Origin of the sequence: Erwinia psidii (assembly GCF_003846135.1) — a bacterium.
In the GTDB taxonomy this organism is placed as follows: domain Bacteria; phylum Pseudomonadota; class Gammaproteobacteria; order Enterobacterales; family Enterobacteriaceae; genus Erwinia; species Erwinia psidii.
This window is the reverse complement of record NZ_RHHM01000012.1, coordinates 1-14,641: the sequence shown is the minus strand read 5'-3', so window position 1 is coordinate 14,641 and position 14,641 is coordinate 1. Positions and strand designations below refer to the sequence as shown.

The 14,641-nt window shown below is 49.7% G+C and carries 15 protein-coding genes and 2 pseudogenes; 12 read left to right on the top strand and 5 right to left on the bottom strand.

Annotated features, from left to right (window positions below; translation table 11 throughout):
- Positions 1-31 precede the first annotated feature (31 nt).
- From EB241_RS14800 to fis, 6 genes are all read left to right on the top strand, one after another.
- Positions 32-268 (top strand): YhdT family protein, encoded by a 237-nt coding sequence (locus EB241_RS14800; protein WP_124233894.1) that lies wholly within the window; start codon positions 32-34, stop codon positions 266-268.
- Complete coding sequence (gene panF, locus EB241_RS14795) at positions 265-1,716, top strand: sodium/pantothenate symporter (protein WP_124233893.1); 1,452 nt, start codon at positions 265-267, stop codon at positions 1,714-1,716. Before EB241_RS14800 ends, panF begins: the two co-directional genes overlap by 4 nt.
- 11 nt (positions 1,717-1,727) lie before the next feature.
- Complete coding sequence (prmA, locus tag EB241_RS14790) at positions 1,728-2,609, top strand: 50S ribosomal protein L11 methyltransferase (protein WP_124233892.1); 882 nt, start codon at positions 1,728-1,730, stop codon at positions 2,607-2,609.
- A 138-nt stretch (positions 2,610-2,747) separates the two neighbouring features.
- Positions 2,748-3,482 carry a carbonic anhydrase gene (locus EB241_RS14785; protein WP_124233891.1) on the top strand — a complete coding sequence of 245 codons (735 nt, stop codon included), beginning with the start codon at positions 2,748-2,750 and terminating at the stop codon, positions 3,480-3,482.
- A 316-nt stretch (positions 3,483-3,798) separates the two neighbouring features.
- Entirely contained in the window at positions 3,799-4,764 is a 966-nt protein-coding gene (gene dusB / locus EB241_RS14780; protein ID WP_124233890.1) for a tRNA dihydrouridine synthase DusB, read from the top strand.
- A gap of 24 nt (positions 4,765-4,788) precedes the next feature.
- Positions 4,789-5,085, top strand: a complete 297-nt coding sequence (gene fis / locus EB241_RS14775; protein WP_000462905.1) for a DNA-binding transcriptional regulator Fis — start codon at positions 4,789-4,791, stop codon at positions 5,083-5,085.
- A gap of 199 nt (positions 5,086-5,284) precedes the next feature.
- On the opposite strand, the pseudogene EB241_RS14770 reads toward fis, so the two are convergent.
- From EB241_RS14770 to EB241_RS14750, 5 genes and pseudogenes are all read right to left on the bottom strand, one after another.
- Positions 5,285-6,164: pseudogene (locus tag EB241_RS14770) on the bottom strand (terminase TerL endonuclease subunit); the annotation flags it as partial.
- A 226-nt stretch (positions 6,165-6,390) separates the two neighbouring features.
- Entirely contained in the window at positions 6,391-6,717 is a 327-nt protein-coding gene (locus EB241_RS14765; RefSeq protein ID WP_124233889.1) for a DUF1493 family protein, read from the bottom strand.
- Positions 6,711-7,160, bottom strand: coding sequence for an STM2901 family protein (locus EB241_RS14760; RefSeq protein WP_124233888.1), 450 nt, complete (start codon positions 7,158-7,160; stop codon positions 6,711-6,713). The genes EB241_RS14765 and EB241_RS14760 overlap by 7 nt, the downstream gene beginning before the upstream one ends.
- Before the next feature lie 32 nt (positions 7,161-7,192).
- Positions 7,193-7,402 (bottom strand): hypothetical protein, encoded by a 210-nt coding sequence (locus tag EB241_RS14755; RefSeq protein WP_233592620.1) that lies wholly within the window; start codon positions 7,400-7,402, stop codon positions 7,193-7,195.
- A 40-nt stretch (positions 7,403-7,442) separates the two neighbouring features.
- Positions 7,443-7,616 (bottom strand): annotated as a pseudogene (locus EB241_RS14750) (hypothetical protein); the annotation flags it as partial.
- Between the two features lie 599 nt (positions 7,617-8,215).
- On the opposite strand from EB241_RS14750, the gene lpxP reads away from it, so the two are divergent.
- The 6 genes from lpxP to mobA all read left to right on the top strand — a co-directional run bounded on the left by lpxP (position 8,216) and on the right by mobA (position 14,355).
- Complete coding sequence (lpxP, locus tag EB241_RS14745; protein ID WP_124233885.1) at positions 8,216-9,136, top strand: kdo(2)-lipid IV(A) palmitoleoyltransferase; 921 nt, start codon at positions 8,216-8,218, stop codon at positions 9,134-9,136.
- A gap of 345 nt (positions 9,137-9,481) precedes the next feature.
- Positions 9,482-10,507, top strand: a complete 1,026-nt coding sequence (locus tag EB241_RS14740; RefSeq protein WP_124233884.1) for an amino acid ABC transporter substrate-binding protein — start codon at positions 9,482-9,484, stop codon at positions 10,505-10,507.
- Between the two features lie 68 nt (positions 10,508-10,575).
- On the top strand, positions 10,576-11,754 hold the full coding sequence (locus EB241_RS14735) for an amino acid ABC transporter permease (protein ID WP_124233883.1): 1,179 nt from the start codon (positions 10,576-10,578) through the stop codon (positions 11,752-11,754).
- Positions 11,755-11,769: 15 nt separating this feature from the next.
- Positions 11,770-12,870, top strand: coding sequence for an amino acid ABC transporter permease (locus tag EB241_RS14730; protein ID WP_124233882.1), 1,101 nt, complete (start codon positions 11,770-11,772; stop codon positions 12,868-12,870).
- Positions 12,871-12,878: 8 nt separating this feature from the next.
- Entirely contained in the window at positions 12,879-13,643 is a 765-nt protein-coding gene (locus EB241_RS14725; RefSeq protein ID WP_124233881.1) for an amino acid ABC transporter ATP-binding protein, read from the top strand.
- Positions 13,644-13,842: 199 nt separating this feature from the next.
- Positions 13,843-14,355 carry a molybdenum cofactor guanylyltransferase MobA gene (gene mobA, locus EB241_RS14720; protein WP_124233998.1) on the top strand — a complete coding sequence of 171 codons (513 nt, stop codon included), beginning with the start codon at positions 13,843-13,845 and terminating at the stop codon, positions 14,353-14,355.
- Positions 14,356-14,641: the final 286 nt, after the last annotated feature.

The window sequence follows — 14,641 nt, the reverse complement described above, 5'->3', positions numbered from 1 at the left end:
CTTTTTCTTTGTCGGGAAGTGAGGTTAAGAGATGGATAAACGGTTCATACAGGCGAATCGTGAAGCTCGCTGGTCATTCTGGCTGGCAGTAGCTTATCTGGCGTGCTGGGCTTCGATGGCTGCCCTTGCAGGTAATGAAATCGGGCCGACTGGCCTACCGCGCTGGTTTGAAATGGCCTGTCTGCTGGTGCCGGCGCTGTTTATTTTTCTCTGTTGGTTGATGGTTAAACGGATTTTCTGCGATATCCCCCTGGAGGATGATAAATGAATGCTGAGATCATCCTGCCATTGGTTGCTTACCTGCTGCTCATCGCAGGCCTGTCTCTCTATGCCATGCGTAAACAACGCACGGGCAGTTTTCTGATGGAATATTTTCTGGGCAGTCGCTCAATGGGCGGCTTTGTACTTGCGATGACGCTCACCACCACCTATATCAGCGCCAGCTCATTTATTGGTGGACCGGGCGCCGCTTATAAATACGGCCTGGGCTGGGTGCTGCTGTCGCTGGTGCAGGTTCCTGCCGTATGGCTGTCACTGGGCATTCTGGGGAAAAAATTTGCCATCCTCGCCAGACAATATAATGCCGTGACGCTGAACGATATGCTGTTCGCTCGCTATCGTAGTTCCCTGCTGGTATGGATTGCCAGCGTCAGTTTGTTGGTGGCCTTTATTGGCGCAATGACCGTACAGTTTATTGGTGGCGCACGCCTGCTGGAGACGGCTGCTGGTATCCCCTACAGCACCGGTTTACTGATATTTGGTGCCAGCATCGCTTTCTATACCGCGTTTGGTGGCTTCCGTGCCAGCGTGCTCAACGATGCAATGCAGGGAATGATTATGCTGGCGGGCACCTTTCTGCTGCTTTTTGCGGTGATTCATGCCGCCGGGGGCCTGCACAGCGCGGTGAATACACTTCAGCACATTAACCCTCAGTTGATCTCCCCCGGTGGGCTGGATGACATCATCAGCCCGACATTTCTGGCTTCCTTTTCGATACTGGTTTGCTTCGGCGTTGTAGGTCTGCCTCACACTGCCGTGCGTTGTATTTCTTACAAAGACAGTAAGGCTGTCCATCGCGGGATCATTCTGGGGACGATCGTCGTTACCGTACTGATATTTGGCATGCATCTGGCTGGTGCACTGGGCAGAGCAGTGATGCCAGATCTGACGGTCCCTGACCTGGTGATCCCGACCCTGATGATCCATGTCCTGCCACCGGTCGCAGCCGGGATCTTTCTTGCCGCGCCAATGGCAGCGATTATGTCGACGGTCAATGCGAAATTACTGCAATCATCAGCAACGATCGTCAAAGATCTTTTTCTGCGCGCACGCCCACATTATGGCAATAAGGAACCTTTGCTGAAAAAAATCTCTGCGTGCACTACTTTGGTGCTGTGCCTGTTGCTGGTGCTGGCCGCATGGCATCCACCAGAGATGATCATCTGGCTGAATCTGCTGGCATTTGGCGGACTGGAGGTGGTGTTTTTGTGGCCACTGGTGCTGGGGCTGTACTGGGAGAAAGCCAATTCAGCGGGCGCCCTTTGCAGCATGATCGTCGGCGCCGCCTGTTATATTTTACTGGCATGGCTGGCGCTGCAACCACTGGGCTTTCATCCTGTCGTTCCGTCACTGTTATTGAGCCTGGTTGCTTTTGTGATTGGCAACCGTTTTGGCCGGACTGAGCAATCAGCACTGGCTTCCACTCAGACTGATTAAAGAGAGTCGCAATGCCCTGGATACAAATGAAAATCAACACTACTGGCGTTCAGGCTGAAGAACTTGGTGATGCGCTGATCGAACACGGGGCTGTTTCGATCACCTTTCAGGATACCCACGACAATCCGGTGTTTGAGCCTTTACCCGGTGAAACGCGACTGTGGGGCGATACGGATGTGATCGGGTTGTTCGATGCCGAGACTGATATGCCAGAGGTCATCGCCGGTCTGGAGCATCATGCGTTGCTCGGTCAGGGTTTTCACTACAAAATCGAGCAAATTGAAGATAAGGATTGGGAACGTGAGTGGATGGATAACTTCCATCCCATGCGCTTTGGTCAACGTCTTTGGATTTGCCCAAGCTGGCGGGATGTACCCGACCCACAGGCGGTCAATGTGATGCTTGATCCAGGCCTGGCGTTCGGCACCGGGACACATCCCACCACCGCATTGTGTCTGGCATGGCTGGATGGGCTGGATCTGACGGGTAAAACCGTTATCGATTTCGGCTGTGGCTCTGGCATTCTGGCGATTGCAGCACTGAAACTGGGTGCCGCTAAGGCTATCGGTATTGATATCGATCCGCAGGCTATTCAGGCCAGCCGTGACAATGCCGGACGCAATGGCGTCTCAGACCGCCTTTCTCTCTATCTTCCTCACCAGCAGCCCGATAACCTCAAAGCCGATGTGGTTGTCGCTAATATTTTGGCAGGCCCGCTGCGTGAACTGGCTCCGTTGATTAGTGTTTTGCCTGTGAATGGTGGACATCTGGGACTCTCTGGCGTACTTGCAAGCCAGGCCAGTAGCGTGTGTGAAGCCTATGCAGAAAAATTTGATCTGGATATGGTTGCTGAGAAAGAAGAGTGGTGCCGGATTACCGGGATTCGTCGGTAAGACGCTCTCATTAGCATCTTAATTACGCACATAAGCATCTTTGCCGGACCCAAAAATAGCATTACAATCAGTACGTCTTTAACGGCTTCACTAAACCGGCAGCGCGAAGGTGCCGGTATTACACAGAAATAAGGGATTATGAAGATTAAAACGTCTGTATTGCTGCTTTGCATAGCAGCGTCCCTCTCACCCGCCTTTTCAGCTTCCAACTGGTCATACGAAGGGCAGCAATCTCCCGAACACTGGGCAGAATTGAGCAAAGAATTTCATACCTGTCATGAAGGCAAATATCAGTCTCCTGTCAATATCACACATGTTGTTCACGGCCATCTGCCCGATCTTCATATTGATTTTCACACTGATACTGAAACTATCGTTAATAACGACCATACCATTATGGTAACCGTCAGAGATAACGACCACTTTTTGCTGGATGACAAAAAATTTATTCTTAAGCAGTTCCATTTTCATGCCCCCAGCGAGAACCACATCAACGGAAAAGCATGGCCGCTGGAAGCCCACTTTGTTCATGCTGATGACAACAATGAGCTGGCGGTGATTGCCGTCATGTTTAAAGAAGGAAAGGAGAACCCAGGACTCACTGACCTTATCGCCGCTTTTCCGTCGGAAAAGGATCATCCTGAAGTGTTCAAACAGGGAGTTGACCTCAGAAAACTGCTGCCTTCAGAAAAGCGTTATTACCGGTTAAGCGGTTCGCTGACCACTCCTCCCTGCACTGAAGGGGTTCGCTGGCTGGTGATGAAGCAACCTGTCACGCTGTCCGCTGAACAGCTGAAAGCCTTTAAGGAAGCGTTACAACACCCCAACAACCGCCCCATACAAGATCTGCATGGAAGAATGGTTGTTGATTAACCCTCTCGCAGGATTTGAGTAAAAACAGAAGCCGAAGTCTTTCCCTTGCCGGGTAACGAAGAAGTTATATCGTTTTCCTGGCAAAATTCCGCTATTTATGTCGTTAAATTGCTCATGGAAAAAGAAAAATATTTGTACACAAAAGCACCATGAACATTCAACTTATTGTTTATAATAAACATTCATTCGATACCTGAGGAAAATAATGGCTTTTACTGCTCTGTGACGATAAATCGTTCAAAGTTTGGCCTTTCATCTTGGCCAAAAAATGCGTAATATACGCCGCCTTGCGGACACACTATGGTCACTTTTTTTCATGCGCATAGGAAACCACCAGCTTCGTAATCGCCTTATTGCTGCACCAATGGCCGGAATAACCGACAGGCCTTTTCGGACTCTTTGTTATGCAATGGGGGCTGGTATGACCGTATCGGAGATGTTGTCGTCTAACCCTGAAGTCTGGGCGAGTGACAAATCACGATTGCGCATGGTTCACAGCGACGAGCCGGGTATCCGTACCGTGCAAATTGCCGGTTGTGACCCCAAAGAGATGGCAGAAGCTGCCCGCCTTAATGCCTTATCAGGTGCGCAGGTGATCGACATCAACATGGGATGTCCTGCCAAAAAAGTGAATCGTAAGATGGCGGGTTCCGCCCTGCTGCAATACCCCGATCTGGTGAAGTCTATTCTCTCTTCGGTGGTCAATGCAGTGGAAGTACCCGTCACGCTGAAAATTCGTACTGGCTGGGATGTAAACAACCGCAATTGTGTAGATATTGCCCAACTGGCTGAACGCTGTGGCATTCAGGCCCTGACCATTCACGGACGCACACGTTCCTGTTTGTTCAACGGTGAAGCTGAATACGACAGCATTCGGACAGTTAAGCAGAACGTTTCTATTCCCGTCATCGCGAATGGAGATATTACTGACCCGCATAAAGCCAGAGCGGTACTCGACTATACGGGGGCTGATGCCCTGATGATAGGACGTGCGGCTCAGGGAAGACCGTGGATCTTCCGGGAAATCCAGCACTATCTGGACACTGGGGAGCTGCTGGCACCAATGCCACTGGCTGAGGTAAAGCGCTTGCTCATCGGGCACTTACGGGAACTGCACGACTTTTATGGTCACAGCAAGGGATACCGTATTGCCCGAAAGCACGTCTCCTGGTATCTCCAGGAGCATGCCCCAAACGACCAGTTTCGGCGCACATTCAACGCCATTGAGGATGCCAGCGAACAGCTGGAGGCGTTGGAGGCATACTTCGAAAAACTTGCGTAATAGAAATAAAGAGCTGACAGAACTATGTTCGAACAACGCGTAAATTCTGACGTACTGACCGTTTCAACCGTTAACTCACAGGACCAGGTAACCCAAAAACCGCTGCGTGATTCGGTTAAACAGGCACTGAAGAACTATTTTGCTCAACTGAATGGTCAGGATGTGAATGATCTGTATGAGCTGGTTTTAGCTGAAGTGGAACAGCCCCTGTTGGACATGGTGATGCAATATACCCGTGGCAACCAGACGCGCGCGGCCCTGATGATGGGCATTAACCGCGGCACGCTGCGTAAGAAATTAAAAAAATACGGCATGAACTGATATAAAAGAAGTATCGTATTGTTTTTAAAGGCGTTAAACCTGATGGTTAAACGCCTTTTTTGTTATTGTTTATACAAATGTTTATACACGGTAAGATGAACAATGCTGTAAACATGAGAACAAATCTTGTTTTTGCTGTGCAGCTCGTAACCGTCCTCCCGCATGGCTCCGGCCAGCGCTACTGCAATATATTTTATCCTCAAATGCCGGTAAAGGCCGCCAGGCGCTGCTTATGGGCTTCTGACACATCAAAGCTGAAATCCTCATGCTCTGCCTGCCAGGTGCCATCAGTGCCGCGATGGCCAGGTCAATTTTGTCAGATGATTTCTTTTTATTCAGCTTGATATTGGCGTTCGCGTCACTCTCCATCACCACGTTACCCACTGCCCAGGCCAGCACCGGATCGCCGTTGTGCCGGATAACTCTTCTGTTAACGAACACCTCCAGCGACTTCGCCACCGGGCTGAATTTAAGACAGGTCTGCGGGAACGGCTTCACATCAAGCCCGGCGCCCTGTAGCTGGGTGCGTAAATACGTGGCGTTCCAGGTGTCAAAGCCCACCGGCTTTATGCTGAAGATTTCAGCATCGCGGAGAATGTCGTCCCGGATACGGTCATCATCAATACAGTCGCCCGGCGTGATACGTAACCAGCCAGCAGTGGCCCACTGGCGGTAGATGGCGCGGTTATTATTGGCGACATGACTTAACTGTGCTTCCGGCAGATAGTGACGGGTCAGAAAGCGGATTTCACGCTCAAACGGAAAGGCATAGCAGACGCTGGAAATATCGCTGGTTGAGCCCGGCGTAACACGCCATGCCCTGCAAATCTTCTTCACCGTAATCACTTTTGCAGGCCGACCAGGCACCGGCTCCCATCCACGGCGTCGCCCCCTGGCACCAGATGTTAAAGCGTTTGGTCAGCCGGAATGCCCCTTGCTTTCTGAATGGTGTCGGCCAGCGCGTCACCGTCAACGGAGATATCCAGGTTGGGATTGACCTTTATCCACAACGCCGGGGAGTCAATCTCGCTTTCGTCGTCCAGCTCGTAAATAAGGGCAAAAAGAGAATCACTGATTTCTGCATATTCCGACCCAAACCAGTCCGGGAAGGGGAGGACGTTAAACCTCTTTCTGCATCACACAGGCTGTAGTTGCTACGGCCTGATTAACGGCCAGTGGCGGCTCACGTCTGAGTGCCACACACCAGGATATAGATGAAAAACAGAAAGAAAACCCCCGTCAGAGACAGGGGTAAGCACGGGTAATCATGGGTACGAATAATTTACAAATTATTTATCCGGTTGCTCAGTCATAAAGCCAGCGGCCTGCTTTGGCTGATTCAGCAAACATTCTTACCGTGAGGGGCTTCTTTTCCTGATTCAGGGGTTTGCTGGTATACCACTTTCGGAAAAACCATGCCACTTTCCAGGGGTAATAGCTTTCAAAATTCATAGCCATCATATTGACGCAAAATTTTTCTGCAAAGTCATTTATTGCATATGCCATATCATCAGGCTCGACAAACTCCTGTAATATATCATTCATCTGAAAAGGGATTCTTTTCAGCGTCAATGTTGCCATTTCAGGTAGCTTATTACGAAAGAAGGATAAGACCTCATTATCAGTCACCATATCTTATCTTTCCCCCTGGCTATAGCATTATATTTTGTTGTCGCCCTGAAACTGATAACCGCAACATCACTGGCTACCAAAGCCCAACCCAGGACAGGTACACTTCTCCCAACAAAAGCACCCAGGTTATTTACCATCATCGGCTTCAGCTTACGGATGCTTGCATTTGTGAATGTTGGCAATCTGAAAGGTAACTCTATATTCAGGTAATGACGTGCAGTAACAGAGGCCACTGATGTGCCTCTTGTGGCTGTGATCGGCTTACCTCGTGTATTAAGCACCGGTTGTCCCGACAAAACAGCCGCAATGCCAGTGAGATTGGTAATACACCCTAAGAGGTCGTTTACTTCATCAATGAGTATCCAGAAAAATAACTCTCCCGCTGAAAGATTAGAAATACCTTTGTAAAAGTAGGTGTTGTTAAGCTCTTCAACCGTATCCATACGCGCCTTCTGTTATTAATCCAGCCTTTAACTTAAACCAATGCGGCCAGTTTGAAAACAATACCGGGTTGCTGGCTGGGCATTTCGTGCCGGTAGTGCTGAAGATGTTTAATCAGCGCGTCAAGCTGTTCACGGTTAGTTGCCAGAATCTCACCTGAAAAAGTGCTTCTCACAAACTCATGGTGATCCATCCAGAGAAAAGCCTCTTCGTTCAGCAATTGCTGGTAGCGCGCTAAGTCCATAGTTGGAATATCGGTGATACCGTAATAATCATAATGGCCATTAATGGCATTTTCCGTTCTCCGGTTGATCGCTCAGTTGGTACAGGTCAACGCCGCTTTTCATCAACGTTTCCTCCGCCCCTTCAGTCAGGCAGTCGTACCAGATATAATCACCGTCAGTATCTTTAACTTTTTGCAATACAGCAGTCCGGGAAGCACGCATCCCCCATACCGCATTTGCGGTATTCCGCTTTCAGCTTATACATTAAGTCAATCAGGTCGCCAGATATAACGCCAGCGGTAACAGGCATTACAGGCTGATTTAGAAGAGAGCCAGCCCGGCATATACAGGTCGCTGGAGTTCAAAATTTCCTGGATGGTATGCAGGCATAAACCGGAAAATAATTGATACGGACCCGGCGTGTCTTTTTTACCGCCTCCCTGCCCTTATTTGCCGTGATTCACCACCGTGCGGTCAACGTATACCCGCTTTTGTATGCATTGCTTTGGTTGTTTTCACAATGGCGATTTTGCGCATAACGGATTTACCACAAAAGAAAAGCACCGCCCTGCTATACCGCCGCAGCGGTCAAATAGTGACTGACGTACATTATATTCATATTTACAAAATAAAGTGTTGAACCAGAACGGCTCCGTCTGCATAGTGGCGGCCAACGTCATTTTTAACACCCCATAGCAGGTAAAAGTGTTCTGATTGTGTAAATACGCCATGCCAACACCAACTTCCTGTTATTTGTGTTGTCCTATCATCTGTATCGCGGCGAGCTCCGCTCTTTATGCGTTACATTCCACCCGCACGCTACAGAGAGAAATATGAAGTCTTCGCCACGTTTTACCCGCAGCTTCCTGCATCCACAATATTGGACAACCTGGATTGGCCTGATTTTATTGTTTTTACTCGTTCAACTCCCTTTTCCCTACCTGCAAAAGCTGGGAAGCTGGATGGGTCGAACCTCAATGCATTTTCTAAAGAGACGTATTCGTATTACCCGACGTAATCTTGAACTTTGTTTTCCAGAGATGCCAGCCAGTCAACTGGAGCAGCGTATTGTACGTAACTTTGAATCGCTGGGCATGGGACTACTGGAAACGGGAATGGCGTGGTTCTGGTCAGATCGTCGGGTAAAACGATGGTTTACCGTTAATGGGCTGCACAATCTTACAGCGGTGCAGCAACAGGGGCGCGGTGCGTTAATCATCGGTGTACATTTTATGTCGTTGGAGTTAGGTGGCAGAGCGATGGGATTGTGCCAGCCAATGATGGCGATGTATCGTCCCCATAATAATAAGCTGATGGAGTGGGTACAGACTAAAGGCCGGATGCGTTCCAACAAAGCCATGATTAATCGTCGTGACCTACGTGGCATGGTGCAGGCATTGAAACAGGGTGAAGCAGTATGGTTTGCCCCCGATCAGGATTACGGCCCAAAAGGCAGCGTGTTTGCCCCACTTTTTGCCGTCCCTCAGGCCGCAACAACCAGCGGTACATGGATGATTGCCCGGATGGCGAAGCCAGCAATGATTACCGTGGTGCTGATTCGTAATGAAAACGGCAGTGGCTATGAGCTGGTGATCCAGCCGGAGCTGAAGGATTACCCCATCGGTGATGAACAGCAAGCAGCCGCTTATATGAACAAGGTCATTGAACGCGAAATTATGCGTGCTCCCAATCAATATATGTGGTTACACCGCCGGTTTAAAACCCGCCCGGATGGCGCTAACTCGTTATATTGATTATGCCTCCCTTCTTTTGAACCGGCTCGTGGCGTGACGAGCCGGAGCACTTCCCTTTTTACACTTCAAATAATATCACCGCGTGTCAGCTGCTGTTGCTTCCGTACAGTAAAACCACTGCACCATTTTTGATCATTAAACGTTAATTCGCCCCATTATGGGGCATTAAGTAAAGTAAACCTTCAGAATAATTCTAAATATTAGTAACCCTGTCTAACAAATTCAGGGTCCTGCAACTTTGGCATTAGCTTTGCAATATGGTGGTTGGCTAACGCCACAGACACCAAAAGTGCACCACAGCGTGCGCTAAACATAATAAAACGAATTTGCCACACAGGATGCTTTATGAAAAAAATGATGCTCTCCACTTTGGTTGCCGCTGCATCGCTGTTTGCAGTTGCGAATCAGGCACATGCTGGCACCACTCTGGATGCCATTAAAAAGAAAGGCTTTGTGCAATGCGGTATCAGTGATGGTCTGCCAGGCTTCTCCTTTGCTGATGCCAGTGGCAAATTCAGCGGTATTGATGTCGATGTTTGCCGCGCGGCAGCCGCTGCTGTTTTTGGTGACGCATCAAAAGTGAAATACACCCCGCTGACCGCAAAAGAACGTTTCACCGCATTACAGTCTGGCGAAATAGACATTCTTTCACGTAATACTACCTGGACATCCTCACGTGATGCAGGCATGGGCTTTATCTTCGCAGGGGTGAACTATTATGACGGCATTGGCTTCCTGACGCATAAAAAAGCCGGTCTGAAAAGTGCAAAAGAGCTGGACGGTGCAACCGTCTGCATACAGGCCGGTACAGATACCGAGCTGAACGTGGCAGACTACTTTAAAGCCAACAATATGCAGTACACGCCGGTAACTTTTGACCGTTCCGACGAATCAGCGAAAGCACTGGATACCGGGCGTTGCGATACATTGGCCTCTGACCAGTCACAACTGTATGCGCTGCGTATCAAGCTGGGCAAACCAGATGAATTTATCGTGTTGCCGGAAGTTATTTCAAAAGAGCCTCTTGGTCCGGTAGTGCGTCGCGGTGATGATGACTGGTATACCATTGTGAAATGGTCACTGTTTGCCATGCTGAATGCGGAAGAGATGGGTATCACGTCTAAAAACGTTGATCAGCTGGCTGCCAAACCGTCTAACCCTGATATGGCACACCTGCTTGGCTCTGAAGGTGACTTCGGCAAAGACCTGAAGCTGGACAATAAATGGGCCTACAACATTGTTAAGCAAGTTGGTAACTATCAGGAAGTCTTTGATCGCAATGTCGGTAAAGATAGCCAGCTGAAAATTGCCCGTGGTCAGAATGCGCTTTGGAATAAGGGCGGCATCCAGTACGCGCCACCAGTACGTTAATTCCCCCCTTTAACAGGGCACCGGCACGCCGGTGCCTTCGTCAGAATTTTCGTTACTGAGGTTTCAACATGTCTCATCGCACAACCGTGAAAAGGGATTTTTCATTTAGCAATCCTGCGGTGCGCGCCTGGTTTTACCAGATCATTGCAATTGTCGCTGTCGCTGGCGTAGCGGGGTATCTGATCCACAATACCCTTATTAACCTGGCGAGCCGTGGCATTACTTCCGGTTTTGGTTTCCTTGAACGTAGCGCTGGCTTTGGTATTGTTCAGCACCTGATTGATTACAGCGAAGGGGATACTTACGCTCGTGTTTTTCTGGTTGGACTGACAAATACGCTGCTGGTTTCAGCTCTTTGTATCGTTTTTGCTTCCTTCCTTGGCTTTTTTATTGGCCTTGCTCGTCTGTCAGACAACTGGCTTTTGCGAAAAATTTCTAATATCTATATCGAAACCTTCCGCAATATTCCGCCTTTACTGCAGATCTTTTTCTGGTATTTTGCCGTGTTGCGTAATCTCCCTGGCCCACGCCAGGCAGTAAGCGCTTTTGATTTAGCTTTTGTCAGTAACCGGGGGCTTTACATTCCCTGGCCAGAGTACGCTCAGGGTACCTTGCCATTCATCATTGCGCTGTTATTGGCTGTTGCCGGGACGGTTGCCCTGTTCCGTTATAACCGCTTATATCAGCTTAAGACTGGTCAGCTCAGGCGGACATGGCCAGCGTCGGTCGCCATGCTGATTTTATTCCCGGTCATTTCCTGGCTGATTGCCGGGGCAGCGGTGCACTGGGACATTCCAACGCTTCGCGGCTTTAACTTCCGCGGCGGGTTTGCTCTAATCCCGGAACTGGCGGCGTTGACTCTGGCGCTGTCGATCTATACTTCTTCGTTTATCGCTGAGGTAATTCGTTCCGGTATTCAATCAGTTCCCCACGGACAGCATGAGGCAGCGCGCTCGCTGGGATTGCCAAATCCGGTGACACTGCGTCAGGTTATCATTCCGCAGGCAATGCGGGTGATCATCCCGCCACTAACCAGCCAGTATCTGAATATCGTGAAAAACTCTTCGCTGGCCGCAGCGATTGGTTATCCCGATATGGTTTCGCTGTTCGCCGGAACGGTACTGAACCAGACAGGTCAGGCCATTGAGACCATCGCGATCACCATGGGCGTCTATCTGGTTATCAGCCTGCTGATTTCGCTGTTAATGAATATCTATAACCGCAAAATCCGCCTGATTGAGCGCTAAGAGAACGGGATAATTATGACTTTAGCTACTCACGATACTGCTCCGGGGCCGACAAATTCACTGTCACGCACTATCCGTTGGGCACGAAAAAATCTGTTCTCAAGCTGGGGTAACACACTGCTGACGTTGTTCTGTCTGTGGGTTATCTGGGCCGTTATTCCTCCGGCGCTGAACTGGCTGTTCTTTCAGGCAAACTGGTTTGGTTCAACGCGCGCCGACTGCACCAAAGAAGGGGCGTGCTGGGTCTTTATTCACGCCCGTTTTGGTCAGTTTATGTACGGGCTGTATCCTCATGAACTTCGCTGGCGAATCAACCTCGCACTGGTGATTGGCCTGCTGTCCATCGTGCCAATGTTCCTGAAAAGCCTGCCGCGTCGTAGTATCTATATTGCCGTCTGGGCAATTGCTTACCCCGTTGTGGTTTGGTTCCTGCTTTATGGTGGTTTCTTCGGCCTTGAACGTGTGGAGACCCGCCAGTGGGGTGGACTGACCCTGACTCTTATTATTGCTTCCGTAGGAATAGCCGGTGCTTTGCCGCTGGGTATTTTATTGGCGCTGGGCCGACGTTCTACCATGCCAGTAGTACGCTCATTATCGGTCATTTTTATTGAGTTCTGGCGCGGCGTTCCTTTGATTACCGTACTGTTCATGTCCTCAGTGATGCTGCCATTGTTTATGTCTGAAGGCAGTAGCATTGATAAACTTATCCGTGCGTTGGTCGGCGTTATTCTCTTCCAGTCTGCCTATGTAGCAGAAGTGGTACGAGGTGGTTTGCAAGCATTGCCTAAAGGTCAGTATGAAGCAGCGGAATCGCTGGCGCTGGGTTACTGGAAAACGCAAGGGCTGGTCATTCTGCCACAGGCGTTAAAACTGGTTATTCCTGGGTTGGTTAACACCATCATCGCTCTGTTTAAAGATACCAGTCTGGTGATCATTATCGGACTGTTCGATCTGTTCAGTAGCGTGCAACAGGCTACGGTTGACCCTGCCTGGCTTGGTATGTCTACCGAAGGCTATGTTTTTGCCGCACTGGTTTACTGGATTTTTTGTTTTAGCATGTCGCGCTACAGTCAGTATCTGGAAAAGCGCTTTCACACCGGGCGTACACCGCACTAAGGCTTAAAATGACACAATCACTGATTAAACAATCTGACGACGCGATGATGATTACGCTCGAAAACGTGAATAAATGGTATGGGCAGTTTCACGTATTAAAAGACATTAATCTTCAAGTGAAACCGCGTGAACGTATCGTTTTGTGTGGTCCTTCAGGATCAGGCAAATCAACGACCATTCGTTGTATTAACCACCTTGAAGAACACCAACAGGGGCGCATTGTCGTGGACGGTATCCATCTCAATGATGACCTGCGCAATATTGAACGTGTGCGGACCGAAGTCGGTATGGTATTTCAGCACTTCAACCTGTTTCCACACCTGACTGTGTTGCAAAACTGTACTCTTGCGCCAATCTGGGTACGCAAAACACCGAGGAAGGAAGCAGAAGAGTTGGCCATGCATTATTTACAGCGAGTACGTATAGCTGAGCATGCGCATAAGTTTCCGGGGCAACTTTCAGGGGGACAGCAGCAGCGTGTGGCTATCGCCCGTTCACTGTGTATGAAACCCAAGATCATGCTGTTTGATGAACCCACTTCAGCACTCGATCCTGAAATGGTAAAAGAAGTACTGGACACCATGATTGGTCTGGCAGAAGACGGGATGACCATGCTATGTGTGACGCATGAGATGGGTTTTGCCCGTACGGTGGCCGATCGGGTGATCTTTATGGATCGAGGGGAGATCGTTGAACAGGCTCCTCCACAGGAATTTTTCTCAAATCCGACATCAGAACGCACTCGCACATTTCTTTCTCAGGTTATTCATTAACACTCCAGGCCCGCTTCCCACTCCCTGACAGCAGGCAAGATGCTTATTACTGCCCTGTAAGCATACGCTTACAGGGCATTTTTTTGAGGAAGGTAGTGTGAACAATACTGCCCTTATTGTATTGGTGCCGATCGGCACTTTTTACAACTTCACTGCCAAAACCCAACCGGCAAAGCGCATATGCAACGCAAATAACCGTATGGGCGGTAAAGATAAGGGGTTAATCGTCTGGCGGGAAAAACCGCTCTGGCAGCACGTTCTGTCCCGGCTGGCGCCGCAGACAGGAAAGGTCTGTATTAATGCTAACCGTAACATGGCAATTTACAGGCAAAGCGGATTACCGGTGATCGGTGATTCTTTTCCTGGCTTTGCTGGTCCATTAGCTGGCATGCTCGCCGCTCTGGAGCATATTGACACTGACTGGGCGGCTTTCTCTTCCTGCGACACGCCAGCTCTGCCGTCCGACCTGGTTTCACGGCTGTGGCAGGCAAAACAAACGGCACCGGCTGTCTGGTCTCGTTCAGCAGAACGTGATCATCCGGTCATGGCCCTTCTCCATGTCAGCGTGGCCGAAACGCTGGCAGGCTTTCTGGCTAAGGGAGGGAGGAAAGTGATGTCATTTTTTGAGGAGGTCGGGGGCCACAGCGTGTCTTTCGATGACGTCCCGGAAGCGTTCACAAATATTAACTGCCCCGGCGATCTGCTTTCCTGAAACACCGCAATAATATTGCTTCTGACAGTGCCGACATTCAGTGACACCGGTGTTGTGCTCCGTCCGCGCTTCACAGTGCCACGCACACAGCAGCGGTTCTGGTGTTTTCTGTCAGCACCCGGTGCAGCGAAAGCGTGGTATGACGCTCGCGCATCAGCAATAGTTGTGCCTGATGATTATTTTTTGCTGCTCAGGGTGCACACATACGGCCCGGGACCGCTGGACGGGAAAAGACAAGGCGCAACATTTTATATCCCCGGCTTTTTATATTCTCCGCTTTTATTTC